Below are 24,264 nucleotides of genomic sequence, written 5' to 3'. Positions count from 1 at the left end.
TCACTAATTTAACAATCCACTCTTCCTGTTGGCTCAATTGGTGGTAGAGCCAAAGGATCTCCCCTAGCAGCTAACAACCTAGCCCTCAACCCAATACCAGCCAACCAGTGGGACTCGCTATAATCAAAACACCATACCTGCCCTGCTCTCGGATCGGGAGCCCCATTTTCAAGAACCAAATCATCAGCATAAGCCCCGCCTTCGAATATGTATGATCTTGATGGCAAACTTAACTTATTATCATCGTGCATGATTGTCATGGCATAGTCCATGGCCTTTGATCTGGCCATATATTTTTTTTGCGCTGGAGAAGGCTCCTCTAGTCTCGAGTATCGGACAAATGTGGCCGAGCTAGGGTTACTAATATCAATAAGGTGATTTAACCAACTGTTCCCCTGCCCCCTCGAAAACTGAGGAGACCCTTGATTATAGCCGCCGAGAGCCTTAGCCAAGCGTTCATAAACATCATCATTATGAACTCCGCCTGCAATGATTGTGCTTTCACCCCCAGTCTCAATACGTCTTAGAGTGACACCTCCTGATGATACATAGCTTCCGGCGTATCTTGTTCTTCCATCATCGTCATTGGGATCAACGACAAAGGCTCGCCAAAAGCTGTCACCACACCCTTGTCGAGACAACCATACGGCTTTAGCTATCAAGTTTTGTCCAGGATCATAATGATGGGCCAAACTGGACACCCATCCTAACACTTGACCTACCGAAATCCATACAGTACTTTATACAGCATCTTAAAAACGGGCCGTCAAGGTTAGACACTATGCCACGTTCAAGGAAAAGCCAGATCGCCCTGGAGGCGACACCTTATTACCACTGCACTTCCCGGTGCGTGCGCCGCGCCTTTCTGTGCGGCCGTGATGAGCACTCCGGTAACGACTACGAGCACCGCCGTGGATGGATTGAGCTGCGCATGATGGCGCTAGCCGAAGTTTATGCACTCGATATCTGTGCCTATGCCGTCATGTCCAACCATTACCACATTGTGCTTCACATCAACGCCGAGAAAGCCAAAGCCTGGTCGGACACCGAAGTTATTCAACGCTGGCACGCCCTGTATGCTGGCAATTTCCTGAGCCATGAGTATCTGGATGGCAAAGGCCTGTATGAAGAGCAACTCAGAGTCATTTCAGAGCTGGTTAAAAAATGGCGCGAACGCCTGATGTCGATCAGCTGGTTCATGCGAGCCTTGAACGAGGACATTGCACGACAGGCCAACGCAGAAGACGGGTGCACTGGAAGATTCTGGGAAGGTCGCTACAAGTCCCAAGCGTTACTCGATGAAACAGCGCTGGCAACCTGCCTGGCTTATGTCGATTTAAACCCCATTCGTGCCCAGATGGCAGACGCTCTCGAGACTTCCGACTTTACTTCGATAAAAGAACGCATCAATACCGCTCAAAGCGAACCCGACAATGTTGAACCAAAGCAACCGAAGCCATTGTTTCCATTCGCAGGATACCCCCGCCAGGACATGCCTTCAGGCTTACCCTTTCGGCTCCAGGACTACCTGGAACTGGTTGATTGGACGGGTAGACAAATTAGAGCAGACAAGCGCGGGAGTATCGACCAGAAGGCTCCCCCTATTCTCGAACGCCTCAATATCGATACCGACCACTGGGTCTACAATACCCAGCATTTCGAGAGTCAATTCAAAGGTTTAGTGGGAACGGTCCTTTCGATCAAAGCTCAGTGTCAGCGGTTCGGATACCAGCGAACACCGGGGCTAGCGGCTGCGACACAGTTAGCTTAACCCAACCCATCTTAATCAATTATCAGGGCTATCTGAGATTTTCCCGTGGCTGAAAAACATGGTTGATAGCAACACATTCGTAATTTCGGTTCCTAGATCGTCATTCACCATACACCGCCATAAGACTTTTCACTTCAGAGATCTAAGTGTTTCAAAATTTACTAGCTTGGGTGGTTTGTCCTGTTTGCTGTTTACTCTCTTGCTTGTTCTCTATTGCTTGAGACATCTCGGAGTGTAGCCGTGGCTTAACATAATCTACTGGTCAATGCTAAAAAGGAGCACCCAACGGTGCTCCTTTCACCAAAAGACAGCTACTTAACGGAAGTCTGCCTGAAAACTGGTTGTATGCCAGTTGTTAACATGTCGTATCTCGACGTCGGTCACACCGGGTTGAATAACAAAACTGGTGGTATGTACAGAGCCAGCAGTACTCCATGAATCGATAACAACTCCGTTAACCGAGACTTCAGCGCTTGCCCAGCTCAAAGTAACATCCAGATGTACTAACTGGTCTACATTTGCAGTCTCTAGTTTAGTTTTCCAGACAGCCGAGTATTCAGGGGAGTCAACACCATATAAGTAGTCCCACGGGTAGTCTAGATCGACGACACGACGATACTCTGTGGTCATCAGGTGACTACCAGCATAAATATCCCATTGAAATGGATAAAGGTCATACGCGTTGTTGATCCGCGTAGGGCCTCCATTGTCTAGAGTATCCACAGAATCATCGATACCGTCGAAATCTGAATCAGAGCTCGCATTGGGGTCCAGTGAGAAGTCATCAGCAACATCCGGTACACCATCATTGTCATCATCGGTGTCAATTGAGTTGCCTAAACCATCATTATCACTGTCGAACGCTTCTGACGAGTCCAGAGGGTATTCGTCGTTGCGATCTGTTACTCCGTCATTGTCATCATCCTGATCGGCGTTATTGCCAATTGAATCGCCATCTGTGTCGACCCATTCCTTACTGTCCAACGGAAAGTCGTCATTGGTGTCGGGATACCCATCATTATCATCATCGGTATCGACGTTATTGAATATCCCATCCCGATCACTATCCAATGGTTCGTTGGGATCCAAGCCGCAATAGTATTCACACCTCTCAATCGTCAACAACTGATTGATCTCTGGATTCCACCCCAGTATTGCTTCATTGCCATAGTATAAGTGTGGCTCAGTACCAATCATGTTCTCAATGTGTATAGCATCATCACTCAGTTCATTACTCTCAGCGGTTAGAAAGCTGTATTGATATATTGGCACATCCTGATTCACCGTCACCTTCGGGGGGGCCATATTGGCGTTTGCAACAATTGCAGCAACCTCAACGTCGTCAGGAATATCGATGTCCCAGCCCATCCCTTCAAAAGTGCTTAGGAACAATATCACCGGGTATTGTGTTGCCTCAAAGGTAACGTTTATGTTGCCGTATTTGTCCTGTGGATGGTTTGCGCTTGCGTAAATCACGGCCGTTTGGTCAGTCATCAATTGTTGCAACACTGCAGCAAGTTCCTGATCTCCTGGCGGATTTTCACTGGTATCATAGAACTGGAATTGGAAATTGCTGTCACCCTGCAGCCCATCGATTACCAAATTGAAGTCGTAGGTTCCAGCACTCAATTGAAGTGGATTGTAAACCAACGCAGGTCCGTCGAGGTCGAATTCAACCACATTAGCAATATTGCTATATGGTCCTGCAACATAGATCCCGGGACGGTTCACGACCAGCTGACCACTCCACTCAACCGTCAGGCTGTTGTAGTCAACCCCATCAAGGGCGGGGTTGTTGTAACCAAACAGCCCAATATGGTCAGATACCTCAGTGTGAAACGGGCCAGTCGCATCAATAAACGTTACCTGAAGGTTGACCAGCTCATACGGAGGGATATAAGCGCCAGTATCCGGCGTCAGGGGGTTCGCATCATCGACATCCGGAATGCCGTCATCGTCATCGTCTTCATCGGTATTGTTGCCAATACCATCATTGTCCGTATCTAACCATTCGCCGGGGTGGTTCGGAAATGCGTCCCCGTTGTCGCCATAGCCATCGAAATCACTATCAGCCCATTCTGTGGGATCGGTAGGGAACACGTCACCGTTGTCGCCTACGCCATCAGAGTCTGAATCCTGCCATTCATTCGGATTGCCAGGAAACACATCGGCATTGTCGCCTGTGCCGTCCCAGTCAGAGTCTGCTATCTCAGTAGGGTCCGTCGGGAAGACATCCGAGTTGTCACCCGTGCCATCGCCATCTGAATCCACCCATTCACTTGGATCATCGGGAAATGCGTCGATCCCGTCGTGGTAGCCGTCGCCGTCAGCGTCTGGCTGGGCTACCGGATAGCCAGCAATGCTGATTTCATCTATGGCGATATCACCCATGAAACCACCCTGAGCAATGGCGAGGAATCTCAATTGCTGAATCTGACCCAAATTGCCCAACTCAACTGTTTCCTTGCTGAATGGGTCTCGTGATGACGCATGCTGCTGACCTTCTTTTGCCCAGACCTGCACCCATTCGTTATCGACTTTTGCTTCAAGAATCAGCGAGCCAGTGTTGGAGCCATACATGTGGTACTGAAATTCAATCAGCGCTCCTTCAATCAAAAAGCTGTTGCTCTTTAAGGATGAGGAATTACCAATAGTGTAGGCATACCCGCTCGATGTTTCGAAGTATACATATTGATCATCTGCAGGAGATTTTTCTGGCCCTGTATTGGCACTCGACGTATTACCGATTTTGTACTGCCAAGCATTTGTATCACCGTCTGAATTAAGCGTCCAAACTGGATCTACTCCTTCGCCAAAGGACTCGCTGCTCACCAACGTGGGCGCTACTCTATCCACTACATCTATCGTAATAGGCAAAGCTATAGCGCCGTATTCATTCTGTATTTCTATCTCGTCCTGGAGCAACCCCGGCATCGCATCCACACCACTGCCAGACAACACATTATCTGCTTCCAGGGAAAGCCATGCCGGGATATCTGGCCATGATACGAAGTATTCACTTCCACTGGTAATGTAGTCGTCCAGATCGATATAAACACTGGTATCCTGATAAACAATTTCGTTAACGCCACCTTCTGACAGACTCGGGGGAGTGGTATTCGGACCTGAGGTGTAAAGTGCAATATCATCTATAGCAATGTCACCTTCCCACCCTCCTGCCGCAGTCGCTTTAAATCGAATTCGGTCGATCTCATAAGTCTCAAAAGATACGGAGTGTTCTAGCCATAGTTCTGAACTACTCGTTTGGAACTGACCTGTATCTGATATCCGGGTAACCCACTCCCAAGTACCAGTGGCGGCTTCATACGTCCGCGCTTGCACTTCAAGTGTGCCAATATCTGACCCGTACCGATGGACCTTAAAGTCCAAACGATAGTGTCCTTCTTCTAGTTCAGGGCCCTCAAGGATGGCAGTACTCCCGGCACTATATGCTGCGCCAGAAGAGGTTTCCAAGTACACGTAACCATCAGCCCCTCGGCTTGCACCGGATGACGGCCCGGTATTGGAGGAAGGAGTTCCGTAGGTATTGAATCGCCAATCATGGGAGTCATCAGCAGTATTATTAAACCACTGGTTACCGAATGACGCGCTAAAGGACTCTTCAGAGATCATATTTCCGGCCCAAGAAGGCGAGAGAGTCACGCCTGCGGTAAGCCCGATAACAATATGAGCCAGCTTAAAACTACTCTTCATATCTAATATCCCTAATTTAGTATTGTTTGGGTCCTAACTTATCCCTACTTTGAGTAAAGACCCTCCCGGACTTTAGCAAAGCAGATCAAAAAGCTGAAGCGCGCATTTGTGCTAAAAGAAAATGGTGGGCACTAGATAAATAGAGCCAACAGTGTATCGGTGGACACCCATCCTAACGCTTTCAGCCCTCACTACACTAATCCGGCAACTTTCCGTTTATCTGGTTCGTTGACGCAAAAAGTTCCGCTTCAGAGGCTAATAGACATCGGAACACGGTTGAAACCATACCGTTTTTTAACAATACCCAGGAACCCTAGTGCATAGTGTCAGACAGTTTGAGTTTGAAGGATCGAACATTAAATTGGCACAACGACACCCAGATAACGCCATTTTACTAACGGCGCGCTCGATCTTGCTGACTGGCGGCAACAAAACCCCACAAATTATCTAAGTCTACTCAGCAAGAAATGTGACGCAACTCACACTATGAAAATATTAATAGTGAGCATTCATAGTGCCGTTAAATACTCCGCCCGCCCAATATACTTCCTGAATTCATTTATATACTTGCTTCAGGGTCTAATGAGAGCATTGATGACAAAGAAATACTGGCATAGCCGGAAAGTGCAGACACCCCATTTTTTGCAGAAATATATCAACCTACGGCACAAACTTTCTCTAGCTATATTGCCAACCTCCCGCAATCAAGAATTCATGCATTAGCCCGAAGCGTGTTTAGCCATAGCAACCCGCGCCATAGTTGAAAAGATACCCGGCGATACGAGTGGTCTGATTAAACAAACCTTGCTTGGTCTTGCCGATAAAGCAGCATCAGAATCTGGAGGGATTTTCGAGTTTGGGTCGAAAACAAACAAGGAAGAAAAATCGAAGTTGAAAACTATATGAGCATATCTTGAAGTGTAGTTGCGCTAATAAAAACCGATCTTTGCACTGGCTCCACCAGGTTGCGCCCTAGCGTTTTTGCTCAACCAGAATTAGAGAGGACCATAAGCTTTAGACCACACAACAGAAGCTTAACAGGTCGTACCAGCCCCTTTAGGGCTGGCTTGATTGCCGTGTTTGACACAGAACAGCCACCGAAGGTTCTGTGTCTTTTACCTACAACGCCGCCGCTTCACTCCCCGCCTGGCGTTTATCATCTGCACTGGCCAACTGATACCGGCCAACCGCATTCAACAACGCCTGCAAGGTAGCGGTAGTCGTATCACCGGCCAGCGAAGCTGCTGTCACCGGCGTTCCGCTCACACTCACTTTCAAACACGCCAGTGCATTGGCCCGCGTGCCTTCCGACAGGGCGAATTCGTCATAGGCATCGACTTGCAGGGTAATCTCGTAGCGTTTTTCCAGTGCCTGTGCCAGCGCTTCAACGGCGCCCTGGCCATAGCCTTGCAACAACGCCCGGTCGCCGTCGTCACCGAAATCAACCTGGGCTTCCACGCCTTCGTCGGTGCGGTGCAGGTCGTAGGTGTGCAGACGCCAGCCTTCTGGCGTGGCCAGATAGTGGCGGTCGAACAACTGATGAATGGTATCGGAATTGATTTCGTCGCCGCTGACTTCAGCGGCACGTTGCACGACCTTGGCAAAATCAATCTGCAACCAGCGCGGCAGGGTGATGTCGTAATCCCGTTCCAGCACATAGGCGACGCCGCCCTTGCCGGACTGGCTGTTGATGCGCACGACTTCTTCGTAGCGACGGCCGAGATCGGAAGGGTCGATCGGCAAATAGGCGACGTGCCACATGTCGTCGTCAGCCGTGCGGCGGTTCAGGCATTTGCGAATGGCATCCTGATGGCTGCCCGAGAAAGCTGTGAATACAAGCTCACCGGCGTATGGGTGGCGCGGGTGAACCTGAATTTCGGTGCAGTATTCCACGGTGCGAATGATGCGCGCCATGTCGGATAAATCGAGTGTCGGATCAACCCCCTGTGAATAGAGGTTCATCGCTGCGGTCACCAGATCCATGTTACCGGTGCGTTCGCCATTGCCGAGCAGTGTGCCTTCGATGCGGTCGGCACCAGCCATCAGACCCAGTTCTGCTGCCGCTACACCGCAGCCACGGTCGTTATGGGTGTGCAGACTGATTACGATGTGTTCGCGGTGCTTAATGTTGTCGCACACCCATTCGATCTGGTCGGCAAAAATGTTGGGGGTCGACATCTCAACAGTGGCAGGCAGGTTAATGATCATCTTCTGGCCCTGCTCCGGATGCCAGACGTCGGATACGGCGTCAATCACCTCCACCGAGAAATCCAACTCAGTGCCGGTGAAGCTTTCCGGGGAATACTGGAATGTCCAGTCGGTTTCCGGGTGCAAGGCGGCGTGGCGCTGCACTTCTTTTGCACCGTTGACGGCAATGGCTTTAATGCCTTCGCGGTCGAGCCCGAACACCTGCTCGCGCTGCACGGTCGAGGTGGAGTTGTACACATGCACAATGGCACGCGGCGCACCGGCCAGGGCTTCGTAGGTACGCGCAATAAGTTCCGGGCGCGCCTGAGTGAGCACCTGAATGGTGACATCGTCCGGAATGCGGTTCTGTTCAATCAACTGCCGGCAGAAATCGAAATCGGGCTGGCTGGCCGAAGGAAAGCCAATCTCGATCTCTTTAAAGCCACAATCAACCAGCAAATCAAACATCTGCTGCTTCTGCACCAGGTTCATCGGCTTGACCAGCGCCTGGTTCCCGTCCCGTAGGTCCACCGCACACCAGATCGGGGCCTGCTCGATGACTCGATCGGGCCAGCGGCGGTCGGTTTTGCGAATGGGGGCAAAGGCCGGGTATTTGCGGTGGTCGAAGCTCATGATGGTTTCCTGTTTTAGGCTGTCCTGAAAAGGCTGTGCTCATTGATCAGTCGTGCTGGATTCAGCAACTTTCTTGTTTGTTTCTGCAAGAAAGCTGACAGGCGGCTTGCACCGCCTGGTCAGGGACTCAGCCCAATGATGATGGGTCTGGCACCTGCTGAGCCGGCAACGGGGTCGTCGCTGGCACTGTCTGGCCTTGTGAGCCAGGCAGTCGGGGTCTGCAACAGCGGTAACCGCTACTCACCCGAGCAATGACCTTATGATACCCAGGCCATTGGGCAATGTGTTTGCTAAATTGACTCAATATCGCTATTTTTAAGCAGTTAATTGCCAATAATCTATTTTTCGAGCGAGATTAAGCCACTATGATCGAAAAGCTGGTCAGAATTGATAAAACAGACCGCCGCATTCTGGATTGCCTGCAACAGGACGGCGGCCTCACCAATCAGGAACTGGCCGAACGCGTTGGGCTGTCGCCCTCGCCCTGTTTGCGCCGGGTGCGGGCCCTGGAAGAGGCCGGCGTCATTCTGAAGCGGGTCACACTACTGGAGCGCAAAGCTCTCGGGCTGTCACTGACGGCCGTAATCATGATCAGCATGGACAGACACATTCCCGAACGGTTCGACGAGTTTCAGCGCCAGATCGAAGCCTGCCCGGAGATCCAGGAATGCTATCTGATCACCGGCCACGACGCCGACTACATGCTAAAGGCGGTGGTACCGGACATGGATGTGTTCCAGGAGCTGCTACTGAACCGAATAACCCGAATCCCCGGCGTTTCCGGTGTTCACTCGAGTTTCGTACTGAGGCGGGTGGTGGATAAAACGGATTTGCCGCTGGGCTACATAAAAGATCTTTAAAGCAGTAACGTCAACCAATGCACTAAGCACTGGCTGCCGGGTAGAGCTATCCGGGGAAGTCTGAGGCATGGATGCCGAAGTCTAGGCCCCATGGATGGGTTCACGCCGGCCCCGGATAGGTCTACCCGGCGGCCAGTGCAAACCCATGCCCCAAAAGCAAACCCTACCGCAGGAATTTGACCGTCTTCTGGAACCACATCAACAACATGGGGTCGCCTTCGACGGCCAGGCGTTTGTCCTGAATGGCTTTCATTACGGCGTTGCGGTCTTTGCCGGTGGCCATGGCCCAGAGTGTGCTAAAGCCCTCTGAAGCGGTGGTGAAACGCAGGGTGATGTCGGCGTGCTCGGCCTGACCGCGACGGGACTTGAGCCGCTGGTCGCGAAACGCCAGATAGCGTGAGACCTTGCGCTCGTCGGTGGTGAACTGGATCGTTCGGTCGATGTCTTGCAGAGCTTCGCGAAACGCAGGCTGACGTCGAAGGGCGCGCTTGAATCGCACTGCCATCAACCAAAGTAATAACCGATATTTCATGACATTAGCCTCACAATGCAGGGGAGGCGCATCATGCAGGGCCACAGACAGATTGCCAAGCCTAAGCGGGGATTCATGCAGTTAGAACGAAAAACGGGGCCAGAAGGCCCCGTTTCGTGACTAAAACCCCTTCATTGGTGGTTAACCGGATTGAAGGCAGCTTGCGTCTCTCTTTCTTAGTTAACCGCGTCTTTCAGCGCTTTACCGGGCTTGAAAGCAACGGTGTTGCTGGCCGGAATCTGGATGCTGGCACCGGTTTGCGGATTCTTGCCAGTACGAGCGGCGCGAGCGCGTGCTTCAAAAGTACCGAAACCTACCAGAGTGACGGATTCTTTCTTGGCAACGGTGTTGGTGATCTGATCCAACATAGCATTCAGCACTTCATTGGCTTTTTCTTTTGAGATATCCGCTTTTTCAGCGATGGCAGCGGCCAGTTCTGGTTTACGCATAAGACTTTCCTTCTGTTTATTTCGGGTTCCGCATGACTGAATCAGCATACGCGACGGTATTTGGATTGCCAAGCGCCGCACAGGCCCATGGCAACCCCAGGTTAGCTAGCCAGCAAAGGTGGTACGGCCTTTAACCAGGTATTGCGCTCTTTGATGCGCTCACCGGACAAAGCAAAGCCCACAATCAACTCACCCTGACGGCACACAGCCGCTAGATTAGCGCCACTGCCGTCAATTTGCCATGCCCCAGTGCTCCGGGGTGGGTACGCGATCACAGGACAGGCCGGGGTTTTTACCGTAACCGGCATCGCCGGCCACTGTACGGCCGTCGTCTCTCCGGCCAGTGTCTTCGCCAGGGCGCGGGCTGCATTCATCAGAGGCATCACATACATCAGTACCTGGCCTTCCACCTCAGCACAGTCTCCCAGCGCATAAATCGATGGGTCCGAGGTTTGTAAGTACTTATTAACAACAATACCCCGATTAACCGCCAGCCCAGCCTTGCGAGCCAGATCAAGCCGCGGCTGGAGGCCCACGGCCGAGAGCACCAGGTCGGTCGGCAGTTTTTGACCATTGGTCAGACTGACCTGCAATTTTTTATCATCGGCCCGGTCTACCCGGCTTACCATTGGCCCAAGATGAAAGCGAACACCCGCCTCACCAAGCGCCTGTTTCAGCGCCTCGCCTATTTCAGCGGGTACCAGGCCCGACAACAGTGTCTCGCTGGGGGCTACCAGGTCGACCTCGAAACCCGCACTGACCAGGTCGTTGGCGAACTCGCAGCCAATCAGACCGCCGCCCATAATAACCACCTGCCGCGCCCCCTCCAGTTCAGACTGGAAGCGGGCAAAATCGAGCCGGTCGTTGACGCTGAACACCCGGTTCAGGGCATCGCCTTCCAGCGGCGCGCGGATCGGTTCAGCACCCACAGCCAACACCAGCTGGCCCCACACCAGCGTAGAGCCAGTATCGAGATGCAGTGTTCGGGTGGTCGGGTCAATGTGCAGCACTTCGGTTCGGGTCAGCAACTCGGCCTGGTAACGCTGTGCCACTTCATCGGCCGTCAACTGAACCAGATCGTCAGCCGATTGCCCCTTGCTGTGTGCGTTGGACAGCATCGGCTTGGAATAGCCCGCACCATCATCAGCGGTAATCAGCACCAGGGGGGTATCGGGGTCGGCCTTGCGCCATTCGCGGACCAGGGTGTAGGCCGCCAGGCCAGAGCCAACAACAATCAGCGGTGGGGTAGGAGCAGGCGACGCCTTCAAAGCACAATCATCTCAAAATCGTCTTTGGTGGCGCCGCAATCGGGGCAGGCCCAGGTGTCGGGTACGTCTTCCCAGGCGGTACCAGGCTCGATGCCCTCTTCCGGAATACCCTCGGCCTCGTCATAAATAAAACCACAGACAATGCATTGCCACTTTCTCATGTCGATCCTCTCAGATAGCGATCTGCTTTACCGGCCCGGGCAGGTAAACCCCGGGGCTGATGAAACTACTGACACTGCCAGTCAATTGCAAGAAAGTCACCGACGCTGAAGCCGGAACGCCTCTGGTATTCGCGGGTGCCCCACTTTACACTGCGCCTTTTACAGCAGACGGATTGCACGGTTGTGACCCTTGCACACCCCCAACCCGCCACAGCATCCCGCGCCGCGCCTGAACCGGCCGACATGCGTCAGTACGACTGGTACGACCTATCGACCGTACCAGACCAGCCCTCTGCAGACTGGCGTTACTGGCTGCAGTTGCCAGGTAGCCTTACGCAGGCGCTGCGCGACCGGACCCCGGCTTTTTCGGTTCGGGTTCTGGCCGAAGGCGAACTGACACTCGAAACACCGCTGGCGGCCTTTACGGAACAAGCCGATGCCTGCCACTGCTGGTCTCGCCAGGTGGCCTTGTGCCATGGCGATACACCCTGGGTGCTGGCACATACCCTGGTTACCCGGGCCAGCCTGAACGGCTCTCTGTCGGCCCTGTCGCAATTGAAAACGCGGCCACTGGGCGAGTTACTCTTCACCACGCCCGGGGTGCGCAAAGACCAGCAACAGATCACCCGGACCCAGGACGGCTGGGGCCGACGCACCCGTTACTGGCTGCATGGTGCCCCGGTTCTGGTCGCTGAATTTTTTATGGAAGCCTTACTCAGCCATGAACATCAACGCCTTACCGCACTACCTTAAACTGACCCGTCTCGACCGGCCCATCGGTATTTACCTGTTGCTGTGGCCAACGTTAACGGCGCTGTGGCTCGCAGCCGAGGGCTGGCCGCCGCTGCACCTGGTGGTCATCTTCATACTCGGCACCACCCTGATGCGCAGCGCCGGCTGCGTAATCAACGACTACGCCGACCGCCACCTCGACGGCCACGTAAAACGCACCAACCAACGACCACTGGCCCGGGGCCTGGTCACCGAACGCGAAGCGCTGCTGCTGGCCGCCCTTCTGGCACTGGCTGCCTTTGGCCTGGTGCTGTTCACCAATACCACCACGGTTTATATGTCGTTCGGCGGGTTGTTTCTGGCGGCGCTTTATCCGTTCATGAAGCGTTACACCTACCTGCCCCAGGTCTTTCTCGGCGCGGCCTTCTCCTGGGCGATTCCCATGGCCTATACCGCCGTTGGCGCGCCACTCACAGAAATTACCTGGCTGCTGTACACCGCCAACATTCTCTGGACCGTGCACTACGACACCCTTTACGCCATGGTCGATCGCGACGACGACCTTAAAATCGGCATAAAATCCACCGCCATCCTCTTTGGCGATGCCGATAAACTCATGGTCGGCCTGCTGCAACTGCTCACCTGGCTCGCCTGGTTCATGCTGGGCATACAGGCCGAATTGAAGCTATTCTGGTGGCTGGGTCTGGCCGTCGCCACCGGCTGCTTCCTCTATCAGCAATGGCTGATTCGCCACCGCGAACGCGACCCTTGCTTTAAGGCCTTCCTAAACAACCACTGGGCCGGCCTGGCTTTATTCATCGGCGCTGTATTAGATCTTTTGTGAGCTTCGAGCTTCGAGCTGTTAGCTGTTAGCTCAAAACTCGCAGCTCGTAGCTCGTAGCTCGCAGCTTGAATTTTGACAATTCAATGACGGCTGTAACACTTCTGTCATGGAAGCGGCGTTAAATGATCACAAAGGTGACATTAAGGTGAACCATGAACTCTCGCAGCATTCTGATCGTTGACGACGAATCGGCCATTCGTGAAGTGATCGCCGCAGCTCTGGAAATGGCCGGCTACCATACCCTGGAAGCGGGTGATGCTACCGAAGCCCACAGCCTGGTCGTCGACCAAAAGCCCGATCTGATCCTGCTCGACTGGATGATGCCCAACGTCAGCGGTGTCGAACTGGCGCGCCGCCTGAAGCGGGACCCGATGACAGCGGAAATCCCCATCATCATGCTCACGGCCAAAGGTGAGGAAGACCATAAAATCACCGGCCTGGAAGCCGGGGCCGATGATTACATCACCAAGCCCTTCTCACCGCGCGAACTCGTTGCCCGGCTGAAAGCCGTATTGCGTCGCACCACGCCCGCTGGCATTGAAGAGCCCATCGACATTCAGGGCCTGCGGCTCGACCCGAACAGCCACCGCGTCAGCACCGGCGAGGGCGAACTGACCATGGGGCCGACCGAGTTCCGGTTACTGCAATTTTTCATGAGCCACCCCGAGCGCGCCTACACCCGTTCGCAACTGCTCGACCAGGTTTGGGGCGGCAATGTGTATGTGGATGAGCGCACCGTGGATGTTCACATCCGGCGCCTGCGCAAAGCCCTGGGCGAGCCCTTCCAGGCCATGGTTCAGACCGTTAGAGGCACGGGATATCGCTTCTCGACCAAAGTTTCGGCACAATCGGCTTCATGATTCGAGACATACGACGCCCCTATTTCCGAAACCTGCTGCTGGCACTGACCGGCGTATTCGCTTTCGGCGTCTATATTGGCCAGCCGATCCTGTTATTACTGATTGCCGTCAGCGGTTATCTGGCCTGGCAGCTGTTCCAGCAAAGCCGTCTGATCAAATGGCTGGAACAGGGTGCCAAGTCGGAACCGCCGGACTCCAAAGGCCTCTGGGGCATGGTGTTCGACCACCTCTACAGCGAACAACGCCGGCGCAAGAAGCAAGTCCGCCATTACCAGAACGTGATCAACCGGGTGCAGAATTCCACCGAGGCCCTGCGCGATGGCGTTATCCTGCTCGACCATCACGGCGCTCTGCAATGGTGGAACCAGTCGGCAGCCGACCTGCTCAAGCTGCAACCGCGCGACGAAGGCCAACTGCTGATCAACCTGGTGCGCGAGCCTGCCTTTCAGAAGTTCTACCAGAACCGGGAAGTGCGCGAGAGCATCCGCATCGATAACCCGGCCTTCCCAGACAGAACCCTCGATGTCTCGATGACCATCTACGGCAAGGGCGAACGCCTGCTGCTGATTCGCGACACCACCCGGATGACCCAGCTGGAACACATGCGTCAGGACTTCGTGGCCAACGCCAGCCACGAACTCAAGACCCCGCTGACCGTGCTCAAGGGCTATTTGGAATCGATTCTCGACTTCAGCGATGACCTGCCTGCCCCACTGCGCCGGGCACTGGGCAGCATGAATGGCCAGACCCAGCGCATGGAAAACCTGGTAAACGACTTACTGGTGCTGACGCGGCTGGATGTGGAAGTGAGGGAGTCGGTGCGCCAACGCATCGAGGTGAGTACCTTGCTGAACAGCATTGCCGACGACGCCCGCGCGCTGTCGAGTGAACGCAACCACCACATCAGCGTTCGCCTCGACAGCGATAAAGACCTACAGGGAGACCCCTCGGAACTGCGCTCGGCCATCAGCAACCTGGTCTACAACGCCGTCAACTACAGCCCCGATGGCAGCGATATTGAACTGCACTGGCACGAATCACCGCAGGGCGGCTATATCTCGATCAGGGACAACGGCATCGGCATCGACCCGCGCCACATTCCGCGGCTGACCGAACGCTTCTACCGGGTAGACCCAGGCCGCAGTAGCGAGCGCGGTGGCACTGGCCTCGGCCTGGCGATCGTCAAGCACATTTTGCATCACCACCAGGGCCGGCTTGATGTCGCCAGCGTGCCGGGGCGCGGCTCCGTATTCACCTGCTGCCTGCCCGCCGAACGACTGCTACCGCCCGCCAACGCACCGGTCACGCCAGATTCAGCGCCGGATCGACGCCACAAGCCGGCTTAAGACTTCCATCTTCTGCGGATCATCATCCACGAACTTCACGCCCAGGCGCACGCTGCGGGCATCCATTGAGGCTTCGCGCAGCGCAAGCTGGGTGACAAAACCGTTGATGCGCGCCAGGGAACTGGGCTGATCCGGAACCTGCAAGTCAATCACCACCTGCTCAAACAGGATGGGCGGCGGCGCTTCTTCCAGCAGAATGTCGACGGAAATCTCAATCAGGTTCAAATCACGCACCGCGCCCTTCCACTGCCCTTTCGATGACCGGACCAGAACCTTGGTGAGCGCCTTGCTGTTGGCTGCGGCGGCGGCTGGCTTGGGTGTTGCGGGTTTGCCGCCGGTAAGCAAGCTGGCACTGTCGCTGAGGTTCTGTGCCGGGGCCGGCCGGGGTGTCGCCTGAGAAGACGTCAGCAGGCTGGCCGACTCACCCAGCCCACCCTCTGGCTTCGACATGGTCGCCTGGCCCTTCAAAATACTGCGGATCAGATCCCGGTGGTTCACCGACAACGCCTTGAGCACCTTCTTCAGAATCTGCTCGTTGCTGAACGGCTTGCCGATGTAATCACTGACACCGGCTTCCACCGCCTTAACCACATGGGATTTGTCGCCACGGCTGGTCACCATGATGAACGGCGTCTTACTTTGTTCGCGCTCGGTCTCGGTCGCACGCAGCCAGCCCAGTAATTCCAGCCCCGACATTTCAGGCATTTCCCAGTCGCAGAGCACCAGATCGTAGCGATTCCGGTTCAGCAACCCCTGTGCCTTGCGCCCATTGGGGGCTTCATCGATCTGGCACTGGGCAAACTGGCTCTTAAGCGCGCGCTTGACCAGATCCCGGATAAAACCGGCATCATCGGCCACCAGAAAAGAGAGTTTCTGCATGTAGTTAATCCTGTACCGGGCCTGCGGGGTGGATGTCGAAACAAGTCGGTTTTTATTCTAGCAGTCAATTCCTGCCTTTACTCGCTGACCGGCTGCAACTGCAACTGCCAGCGCCCCGGATCCGGTATGACCTGGCCCAGGGCCACCGACCGAAAGCGCATGTCGCGGGCAACCAGCTGGCGAACCTCGGCAATCGTTGTTTCCGGAGTATTGACCGACCAGTAGATTGCCGTGACCAGCCCCCGCTGAATCGGCAGCACCGGCTGTGGCTCCCGGTCGGGCCCGGGTTTCAACGGCACCGTTGTCTCCGGCATCAGCAGGCGCCATTCATTGTTATCCGTACAGGCGGGGTGATCGACCAACAAGCCCGGAAAGGGGTTGGTTGCGGTCACCTGGTAGCGGTGTTCGCCCCCATACTGAACCGGCGCCAGCAGTGCGGGCCGCCCTTCCCGACTGGCCAGAGACGCGTGCCGGCTCTGCACCGCCACCGCCAGACCGCTGAACCCCTCTGCCAGGTCTCGCCAGGCCAGATAGCTCAGCGCCGATGGAAACAACCGGGCCACCCGGGCTTTCGCCAGCCGGTTCAGGTCATAACCGGGCAAGCGCCCGTGTTCACGCTCCCGGGCCGCCGTTTGTATGGTGCTGGCCAGCTCGCCGGACTGGGCGCGAAAGTGCTCGAAACTCAACAGCCCCTTAACGGCCAATGGCAGCGCCTCATACTGGCGTTGCCATTCGCGCTCCATTGCTTCGGCACTGACCGGCTGCAGCATTCGCGCCTGCTCTGGCACCGGCTGAACGAAGGGCTGCGCCAACGGCAAACCCGGACTCAAGGGTATTACCCCCTGTTTAAGCCAAAAAACCATCGGTTTTCCGCCAAAAAAATGTAAGGTTCCAGAAGGTAATGTCTTTTTTTCTGACATGATTTGTACGAGATTTCCTACATTCGATGTGAGAATAAGAGCGACTTGCACTAAGAGTCGTCCCACAAAAAGAGCCCACCCCCAGCATGGCTGGCTTTGCACTTTGTCACACTTCTTACAATTCAATATGACAACAAATTGACGCCCAAACCAGGGGGCCTTACCCGTATCATAGCCTGCGTTCAGGGAGCAGGGCCAAGACTTGGCCTGAACCAAAAGGAAACCGGAGACTACGGACAGTCAGCTCTAAGGATGGCCAGAAACAGGGAAGCCGACCAGGACGGTCACACCAGGGACAACGCACGGCTCGGCAGCAGCCGTCACAGGGATGCGCAAGGACGAACCGACAGGGATAACAGCGCCGCAAGGAACGCCCGACCGGGGACGGTCACACGGAAGAGCATGCAAGAGCCGGGATGGTTCACAGCAGCAAGCCAATAGCATCACACTGGCAAGACCCGGAAGGGCAGAGTCATCTGCCCTTCCACTTTCACCGTAGCAATGAGGTTGAGTAAACCGTCAGATTTGCCCGGGCACACACCAGACCAGATACCCTTTCTTACACAGTACACAGGCAGCCACCCGCCGACACAGGCTCTACAAGCGCCTTGGCTGACGTTTAGCTGACCGTTTCACACCTTGCCATTGACGTTCAATTTCCCGTTTTCCTCATCTCTGTGTAAGACATTTCCTACACGGCACGTACGATGTTTCCACTTATTTTGTGACGAAGTTCACTAAAAGCACCCGCCAAGCCGCATCCAACCGTCTGCCTATGAGGCAAAACTGACCAGACCCGGCTCTCAGAGCGCTAACTGCGTCACAAAGCAAACTGACATTCGCTATACTTCTCTCGTGTTCAGGAAGAACGCCAACGGACAAAACAGGGGCCAGGCTGGCCAGCCATAGGATGGCAACAGGAGCATCGCACCACGCGACACAGCACGGATGCTGACGTCAGAATACGCAAGTAGCCTGATAGCAGAATTGACACACCAAAGGCGCCAGGAAGGAGCCAATGGTGCGGCAACGGAAGCTCTCAGCAGTTCAGTGGTCGACACGGATGGTTAAAATGATCGTAATAAAGAAAGGCCCTCGGATGGGGCCTTTTTTTATGCCTGCAGGGAACCCAGCCCCTTCAAAAAACCGCGTTCAGTACCCCAGCCAGCCGCACACTGGCCTTGATCATCTGCGTCTCAAGCACCGGCATCGCTGCCTGACGGTAGGCGGCATCATACTTACCGCGCTCAGCAAAGGCATAGGCTGTCTCCAGCGACAGCTGATGCGTTTCCAGCGCCCAGTCGACTGGAGTCGTAGACTGCTGCCACTGCGATACCGGCAGTTCTGACAGCCGACGCCGATAGCGCTGGGCCTGCACAAACCAAGAATCACTCACTCGGCTGTACAGATCCTGATTCCACACCCAATCCAGTGAGACATCGCGCAGGTCACTCGCCGTGAGGGTCAGCGTTTGCCCGCCCTCATCCGACAGACGCCCGGCATTGACCGGCACATGCAACTCGGTGACGAAATGCATCAGATACTGCAAAGCCTCGCGCTTGCGGATCACACTGTACGTTTCATCTTCAAGCACCCGACGGCTTTCCAGAATGGCCGCCACGGCACACAGATTTCCCGGGCAATTCTCAACCAGATCAAAACCCGTCGCGCCTTCGGCAAACAGTACCTTGCTGAACCGCGGCTCGGGCCGGGCCTCATCGGCCCAGTTCGCCAGGGCGATCAGATCGCGCTGCCACTCGGGGCCATACCACTGTGCCAGCTGCTCACGGGCGCCCTCCTCCAGTTGCATGATCGCTAGCTGAAGCACCGCCTGGTGCGCCGCCTCATTTAGGGCCCAGGCCCGTTGCAGCGGCAGGAGCGACAAAGCAAGCGCAACGCTCAGACCCAGTCGGCGCAACGGTTTGAGACAGGTGCCAACCACCCTCATCACCCCCGCCGACTGTGCTTTTCAGCCAGCCAGCCGACCAGTATAAACACCAGCACTACAATCAACCCAAACCAGACCGAACCCGCCATTAACAGCAGGCGGGAAACAAGCGGCACCAGATAGACCGCTATCAGGCCATACCCGATGGCACACAGCAGAATAAACACCAGAGTCCGAACGATAAAATGAGCCCGGCGAATCAGCGCCCAGACGGCACGGTTAACGTCATTGCCATAAATAACCAGCAACGTGGCCACCAGGGCCGAAGACACAAAGGTAAGGTGCGGGCGGATCAGCCCCGAAAGCGACAACAGCAGATCGGTAATGAAGTTCATGCCAGATTCCAAAGCAGTACAACGGACGAACCGCTGACTCTACTGAATATCCGGGCAAGCCGCCAGTGAAGGGAACTGAAAGGATCAGTCGAGGCAGATTTTTGCATGATTGATGGCAAACAGGTGCCGAAGCGGACTCATGGCACCCAGTGACAGCAACCACCAAACCCCAGAAACGAAAAAACCCGCACGAAGCGGGTTTCTTTGAATATGGTGCCGGCACCAAGAGTCGAACTCGGGACCTACTGATTACAAGTCAGTTGCTCTACCAACTGAGCTATGCCGGCAACGGGTGCGTAATATAAGGAAAACCCCTGTGCTCGTCAACAACCTTTTGATTCGCAACAAGTTTTTTCGCCATTATTTTTTCTTGATCTGGGCTTCCACCTGATCGAGCTTGATGTGGCGCACGTCTTTGCCCTTCACCAGATAGATGACCGACTCAGCTACGTTGCGGGCATGGTCGCCGATCCGCTCCAGTGAGCGCAGCGACCACATCACGTTCAGTGCCCGGGTAATGGTGCGCGGGTCTTCCATCATGGTGGTGACCAGGGTGCGAATGGCCGTACCGTATTCCAGATCGACCGCCTGGTCTTGTTGCAGCACATCAAAGGCACTGTCGGTATTCAGGCGGGCAAAGGAATCCAGCGACTGGGAGACCATCTGGCGGACTTTCTCGCCAATATGGCGCAACTCAACGTAACCCTGCGGGCCCGAGCCGGTGTCGGCCAGTTCCAGCGTGTGCTTGGCGACTTTTGAAGCCTCGTCACCCATTCGCTCCAGATCGTTTACGGCCTTGGTGACCGCGATCACAAAGCGCAGATCCGAAGCTGCCGGGTGGCGCAACGCCAGAATGCGGGTGCATTCCTCATCGATCTCCAGCTCCATGTCGTTTACCGTTTTGTCGGTCTCGATCACGCGCTGGGCCAGGGCGGTGTCCATTTCCATCAGCGCTTTGAGCGCGTCTTCGACCTGTTGCTCAACCAGGCCGCCCATTTGCATCAGGTTCTTGCGCGCCTCTTCCAGCTCGGCGTTGTACTGAGCGGAGGTGTGGCGGTCGAAATGTGATTTATCCATGGTGTCTCCCTCTCCGGTCAGCCGAAGCGACCGGTGATGTAATCTTCAGTCAGTTTGTGATCCGGCGAGGTGAAAATCTTGTCGGTGTCACCCACTTCAATCAGCTTGCCCAGGTGAAAATAGGCCGTACGCTGCGAAACCCGGGCCGCCTGCTGCATGCTGTGGGTCACGATCGCAATGGTGTAGTTCTCAGACAGCTCGGCGATCAGCTCCTCGATGCGCGCGGTGGCGATCGGGTCCAGGGCTGAACAGGGCTCGTCCATTAGAATCACCTCGGGCGATACGGCGATGGTGCGGGCAATACACAACCGCTGCTGCTGACCACCCGACAGACCGGTCGCTGGCTTGTCGAGTCGGTCTTTCGCTTCATCCCACAGGCCCGCTTTGCGCAGAGCGGTTTCCACCACCTCGTCCAGTTCCGCACGACGCGACACCAGGCCATGAATGCGTGGGCCATAAGCGACGTTGTCGTAAATGGATTTGGGGAAGGGGTTCGGCTTCTGAAACACCATGCCGACCTTGGCCCGAAGCTCTACAACGTCCATGCTTTTATCGTAAATATTGCGGCCGTCGAGAATGATCTCGCCTTTGACACGGCAAATGTCGATTGAATCGTTCATCCGGTTCAGGGTGCGCAAAAACGTCGACTTGCCGCAACCGGACGGCCCAATCATCGCAATGACTTCGTTCTTGCCGACATCGAGACTCACATTGTGAATCGCCTGATTATCTGCGTAGAACACATCTACATTACGGGCACTGAGGCGCGGGTCATCCAGCAGCGGATCGCCCACAGTCTGGGTCCAGTCGCCGATGTCAAATTGATCAGGTTCGGTTTTGGCTACGGTCACGGTGTCGGCCTTATGTTCTGTGTACTGATTGGTAATGGTCATCGTCTACGGTCTCCCCGAAATCGCCTACCAGCGACGCTCAAATTTACGGCGCAGCAGGACGGCCAACAAATTCATCAGCGCCAGGAAGCCCAACAGCACCATAATGGCTGCGGATGTCTTGGCAATAAAGGCCCGTTCCGGGCTGTCCGACCAGATATATACCTGAACCGGCAGAACCGTGGCGGCATCAGTGAACCCCTGCGGAATATCCACAATGAAGGCCACCATGCCAATCATCAGCAATGGGGCTGTTTCACCCAGGGCCTGAGCCATGCCAATGATGGTGCCGGTCAGCATGCCGGGCATCGCCAGGGGCAATACATGGTGCAGCGTTACCTGCATTTTTGAAGCACCCAGCCCCATGGCTGCATCCCGAATCGACGGTGGCACCGCCTTTATCGATGCACGGGCTGAAATAATAATGGTCGGCAAGGTCATCAGCGTCAGCACCAGGCCACCGACCACCGGGGCGGAGCGCGGCAATCCGAAGAAGTTGATAAACACCGCCAGACCAAGCAGGCCAAACACAATGGACGGCACCGCCGCCAGGTTGTTGATGTTTACCTCAATGATGTCGGTCAATCGGTTCTTGGGCGCAAATTCTTCCAGGTATATGGCCGCGGCCACCCCAATCGGGAACGACAGCGCCAGTGTCACCACCAGGGTGTAGAAAGAGCCGACTACAGCGCCCCAGACACCGGCGGTTTCAGGATCGCGCGAGTCGCCCCGGGTGAAGAAAGTGGTATTAAATCGACGCTCGATATCACCATTGGCCATCAAGTCGTCAATCCACTCCAGCTCCAGATCGGACACCCGGCGTTCATCCGACGGCAAATTGCGATCGATGGTGCCGTTCAGTACCAGGTCCAGATCATCATCGGCCATGAGCCACAGTGTTTCTGTTTGACCCAACAGATCGGGGTTTGCAATTAACCGATCTCGCACGGTATACCCGGCGGCGGTGCTGACTAGAGACATCAGCTCACGCGTGTCATTCCGGCCCGACACCTCGGGGAAGCGCTCCAGCATCGACTGGCGCACCGCGTTGTCGAAGTCGGCAAACCGCAGCTGCTCTGGATCGGAGGCGTCATCGATGTACAGGGCATCCGGATCATAGGTGATGTCGAGCTTGATGAAGGAGCTCTGAAAGGCCGGTATACCCTGGCTGAAAATGGTGATCAGCAATATGGCCAAGAACGCCAGACCTCCGGTGATGGACGCAATGCCATAGGCCTTGAAGCGGCGCTCACGATTATAACGCTGCTTCAGTCGGGCGTTCAGTCGTTCCTGCTTGACGGTCGCCATCCGCTCGATGGCATTCAACGATTGATCAGTCATATTGTTCACGGAACCTCTTCACGATCGACATGGCCACAATGTTCAACAGCAGTGTGGTAATGAACAGCATCAGGCCCAGGGCAAATGCTGCCAGGGTCTTGGGACTGTCAAATTCCTGGTCACCCACCAGCAAGGTGGCAATTTGCACCGTTACCGTAGTGACCGCCTCAAGCGGGTTCACCGTCAGGTTGGCGGCCAGACCTGCCGCCATGACGACAATCATGGTCTCCCCAATGGCCCGGGAGGCCGCCAGCAGTACCCCACCCATGATGCCCGGCAGAGCGGCCGGAAAGACGACCTGGCGGATGGTCTCACTTTTGGTGGCTCCGAGGCCGTAAGAGCCATCGCGCAAACTGTTCGGGACGGCATTGATCACGTCATCAGACAACGACGACACAAAGGGAATGATCATGATGCCCATAACCAGGCCCGCGGCCAAAGCCGATTCGGCGGAAACGCCATCGAACCCGATGCCCTGAAAAAAGTCGCGGACCAGCGGCGCCATGGTCAGTGCAGCGAAAAAGCCATACACCACCGTGGGAATACCGGCCAGCACTTCCAGTAGCGGCTTAACGACACCGCGCACTTTCGAATTGGCGTACTCCGATAAATAAATGGCCGACATCAGCCCAAGTGGGACGGCCACCAGCAAAGCGATAGCTGCGATCAACAGCGTGCCGACAAACAACGGAATGGCCCCAAAGGCGCCAGACGAACCGACCTGATCGGCGCGAATCGCAATCTGAGGGCTCCACTTGGTACCGAACACAAAATCGAAAAATGGAATCGACTGGAAAAAACGGATGCTTTCAAACAGAACCGACAAAATGATGCCGATCGTGGTAAAGATGGCGATGGTAGAACAAAGCAGGAAAAAGCCTTTAAGCACGACCTCAAACTGCGGGCGGGCTCTCAGCCTCGGGCTGGTGCGCAACCAGGCATAGGCGCCACCCAGAACCGAGATGACCAGGGTCAACGCTACCTTGCCAAACTGACTGCTCTCGGTTAAGCGTTGCAGCAACTCACCCGCCTGAACCAGGTCGGGGAACTGACTCCCATCAATAGTGCCGAGTTGGATGTTGCGAATGCGGCTGAAGGTCAGGCTTATTTGAGATTCAGAGACGTTGGTGTAGGCATCCGGCAACGTCGAGAGGACAGTACCGGTGATGACGGTTGTTTCCATCCCCGACCAGACAGCCACGATGATAAGGGCTGGAATACTTGTCCAGACGGCGGCCATCAGTCCGTAGTAATTGGGCAGGGAATGCAGCCGCTTAATCCCGCCAAGTGGCTGGGCCAGCTGCACCGAGCGTTGACGGCCGAGCACGTAGGCGACGACCGTCAACGCCAGTACGAACAAAATCAGGGTCGATGTTTGCATCCAACCACTCCTCAGAACATGAAAAAACGTCTCGGTCACTGCTCTGTTGCCCGGTTGAAATACACCGTGCAGAGCGTTGACCGGGACATTCCATTATCGGTGTTAACAGAACCGGGCCTAGGTTGCGCATTCTCTC

At 55.2% G+C, this 24,264-nt stretch carries 21 protein-coding genes and 1 tRNA gene; 6 read left to right on the top strand and 16 right to left on the bottom strand.

The window, feature by feature from the left end:
• Nucleotides 1-8: 8 nt before the first annotated feature.
• Nucleotides 9-662, bottom strand: coding sequence for a hypothetical protein (locus ACHUE7_RS02625; protein WP_394168596.1), 654 nt, complete (start codon nucleotides 660-662; stop codon nucleotides 9-11).
• 119 nt (nucleotides 663-781) lie between these two features.
• Between ACHUE7_RS02625 and ACHUE7_RS02620 the strand changes: the two genes are divergently transcribed.
• Nucleotides 782-1,771 carry a transposase gene (locus tag ACHUE7_RS02620; protein WP_394168595.1) on the top strand — a complete coding sequence of 330 codons (990 nt, stop codon included), beginning with the start codon at nucleotides 782-784 and terminating at the stop codon, nucleotides 1,769-1,771.
• 315 nt (nucleotides 1,772-2,086) lie between these two features.
• Here ACHUE7_RS02620 and ACHUE7_RS02615 read toward each other — a convergent pair whose 3' ends face one another.
• Complete coding sequence (locus ACHUE7_RS02615) at nucleotides 2,087-5,485, bottom strand: hypothetical protein (RefSeq protein ID WP_394168594.1); 3,399 nt, start codon at nucleotides 5,483-5,485, stop codon at nucleotides 2,087-2,089.
• Between the two features lie 1,119 nt (nucleotides 5,486-6,604).
• A complete protein-coding gene (gene leuA, locus ACHUE7_RS02610) occupies nucleotides 6,605-8,305 on the bottom strand; it encodes a 2-isopropylmalate synthase (protein ID WP_394168593.1) in 1,701 nt (566 codons plus the stop codon).
• 365 nt (nucleotides 8,306-8,670) lie between these two features.
• Between leuA and ACHUE7_RS02605 the strand changes: the two genes are divergently transcribed.
• Complete coding sequence (locus ACHUE7_RS02605; RefSeq protein ID WP_394168592.1) at nucleotides 8,671-9,165, top strand: Lrp/AsnC family transcriptional regulator; 495 nt, start codon at nucleotides 8,671-8,673, stop codon at nucleotides 9,163-9,165.
• 163 nt (nucleotides 9,166-9,328) lie between these two features.
• Here ACHUE7_RS02605 and ACHUE7_RS02600 read toward each other — a convergent pair whose 3' ends face one another.
• From ACHUE7_RS02600 to ACHUE7_RS02585, 4 genes are all read right to left on the bottom strand, one after another.
• A complete protein-coding gene (locus ACHUE7_RS02600; protein WP_348474795.1) occupies nucleotides 9,329-9,697 on the bottom strand; it encodes an SCP2 sterol-binding domain-containing protein in 369 nt (122 codons plus the stop codon).
• Nucleotides 9,698-9,873: 176 nt separating this feature from the next.
• Entirely contained in the window at nucleotides 9,874-10,146 is a 273-nt protein-coding gene (locus tag ACHUE7_RS02595) for an HU family DNA-binding protein (RefSeq protein ID WP_127556837.1), read from the bottom strand.
• Nucleotides 10,147-10,247: 101 nt separating this feature from the next.
• Nucleotides 10,248-11,414 (bottom strand): FAD-dependent oxidoreductase, encoded by a 1,167-nt coding sequence (locus tag ACHUE7_RS02590; protein ID WP_394168591.1) that lies wholly within the window; start codon nucleotides 11,412-11,414, stop codon nucleotides 10,248-10,250.
• The gene (locus tag ACHUE7_RS02585) at nucleotides 11,411-11,575 is read right to left on the bottom strand and encodes a rubredoxin (protein ID WP_127556841.1); all 165 of its coding nucleotides are present in this window, start codon (nucleotides 11,573-11,575) and stop codon (nucleotides 11,411-11,413) included. Before ACHUE7_RS02585 ends, ACHUE7_RS02590 begins: the two co-directional genes overlap by 4 nt.
• A gap of 183 nt (nucleotides 11,576-11,758) precedes the next feature.
• On the opposite strand from ACHUE7_RS02585, the gene ACHUE7_RS02580 reads away from it, so the two are divergent.
• The 4 genes from ACHUE7_RS02580 to phoR all read left to right on the top strand — a co-directional run bounded on the left by ACHUE7_RS02580 (nucleotide 11,759) and on the right by phoR (nucleotide 15,357).
• Nucleotides 11,759-12,328: a chorismate--pyruvate lyase family protein gene (locus ACHUE7_RS02580; protein WP_394168590.1), complete on the top strand. Its 570-nt coding sequence runs from the start codon at nucleotides 11,759-11,761 to the stop codon at nucleotides 12,326-12,328.
• Nucleotides 12,297-13,151: a 4-hydroxybenzoate octaprenyltransferase gene (gene ubiA, locus ACHUE7_RS02575; RefSeq protein ID WP_394168589.1), complete on the top strand. Its 855-nt coding sequence runs from the start codon at nucleotides 12,297-12,299 to the stop codon at nucleotides 13,149-13,151. Before ACHUE7_RS02580 ends, ubiA begins: the two co-directional genes overlap by 32 nt.
• A 152-nt stretch (nucleotides 13,152-13,303) precedes the next feature.
• Nucleotides 13,304-14,011, top strand: a complete 708-nt coding sequence (gene phoB, locus ACHUE7_RS02570) for a phosphate regulon transcriptional regulator PhoB (protein WP_127556847.1) — start codon at nucleotides 13,304-13,306, stop codon at nucleotides 14,009-14,011.
• The gene (gene phoR / locus ACHUE7_RS02565; RefSeq protein WP_394168588.1) at nucleotides 14,008-15,357 is read left to right on the top strand and encodes a phosphate regulon sensor histidine kinase PhoR; all 1,350 of its coding nucleotides are present in this window, start codon (nucleotides 14,008-14,010) and stop codon (nucleotides 15,355-15,357) included. The genes phoB and phoR overlap by 4 nt, the downstream gene beginning before the upstream one ends.
• Here the strand turns inward: phoR and ACHUE7_RS02560 are convergent.
• From ACHUE7_RS02560 to pstC, 9 genes are all read right to left on the bottom strand, one after another.
• Nucleotides 15,325-16,236: a response regulator gene (locus ACHUE7_RS02560; protein WP_394168587.1), complete on the bottom strand. Its 912-nt coding sequence runs from the start codon at nucleotides 16,234-16,236 to the stop codon at nucleotides 15,325-15,327. The two genes, phoR and ACHUE7_RS02560, sit on opposite strands and share 33 nt — an antisense overlap.
• Before the next feature lie 77 nt (nucleotides 16,237-16,313).
• Nucleotides 16,314-17,066, bottom strand: a complete 753-nt coding sequence (locus ACHUE7_RS02555; RefSeq protein WP_394168586.1) for a hypothetical protein — start codon at nucleotides 17,064-17,066, stop codon at nucleotides 16,314-16,316.
• 1,228 nt (nucleotides 17,067-18,294) lie between these two features.
• A complete protein-coding gene (locus ACHUE7_RS02550; protein ID WP_394168585.1) occupies nucleotides 18,295-19,098 on the bottom strand; it encodes a S1/P1 nuclease in 804 nt (267 codons plus the stop codon).
• A gap of 5 nt (nucleotides 19,099-19,103) precedes the next feature.
• Complete coding sequence (locus ACHUE7_RS02545) at nucleotides 19,104-19,439, bottom strand: DUF3392 family protein (RefSeq protein ID WP_348474803.1); 336 nt, start codon at nucleotides 19,437-19,439, stop codon at nucleotides 19,104-19,106.
• A 211-nt stretch (nucleotides 19,440-19,650) separates the two neighbouring features.
• A tRNA-Thr gene (locus tag ACHUE7_RS02540) sits at nucleotides 19,651-19,726 on the bottom strand.
• Nucleotides 19,727-19,799: 73 nt separating this feature from the next.
• Nucleotides 19,800-20,516, bottom strand: coding sequence for a phosphate signaling complex protein PhoU (phoU, locus tag ACHUE7_RS02535; RefSeq protein WP_348474804.1), 717 nt, complete (start codon nucleotides 20,514-20,516; stop codon nucleotides 19,800-19,802).
• 17 nt (nucleotides 20,517-20,533) lie between these two features.
• A complete protein-coding gene (pstB, locus tag ACHUE7_RS02530; RefSeq protein ID WP_394168584.1) occupies nucleotides 20,534-21,409 on the bottom strand; it encodes a phosphate ABC transporter ATP-binding protein PstB in 876 nt (291 codons plus the stop codon).
• Nucleotides 21,410-21,433: 24 nt separating this feature from the next.
• On the bottom strand, nucleotides 21,434-22,747 hold the full coding sequence (gene pstA, locus ACHUE7_RS02525; protein ID WP_394169147.1) for a phosphate ABC transporter permease PstA: 1,314 nt from the start codon (nucleotides 22,745-22,747) through the stop codon (nucleotides 21,434-21,436).
• Nucleotides 22,740-24,128, bottom strand: a complete 1,389-nt coding sequence (gene pstC, locus ACHUE7_RS02520) for a phosphate ABC transporter permease subunit PstC (protein ID WP_394168583.1) — start codon at nucleotides 24,126-24,128, stop codon at nucleotides 22,740-22,742. The genes pstA and pstC overlap by 8 nt, the downstream gene beginning before the upstream one ends.
• Between the last annotated feature and the right edge of the window lie 136 nt (nucleotides 24,129-24,264).

It is taken from the genome of Saccharospirillum alexandrii, from assembly GCF_043641555.1.
Lineage (GTDB): Bacteria > Pseudomonadota > Gammaproteobacteria > Pseudomonadales > Natronospirillaceae > Saccharospirillum > Saccharospirillum alexandrii_A.
Note: the sequence above shows the minus strand (reverse complement) of the source record. Positions and strands in the feature narration are given on the sequence as shown.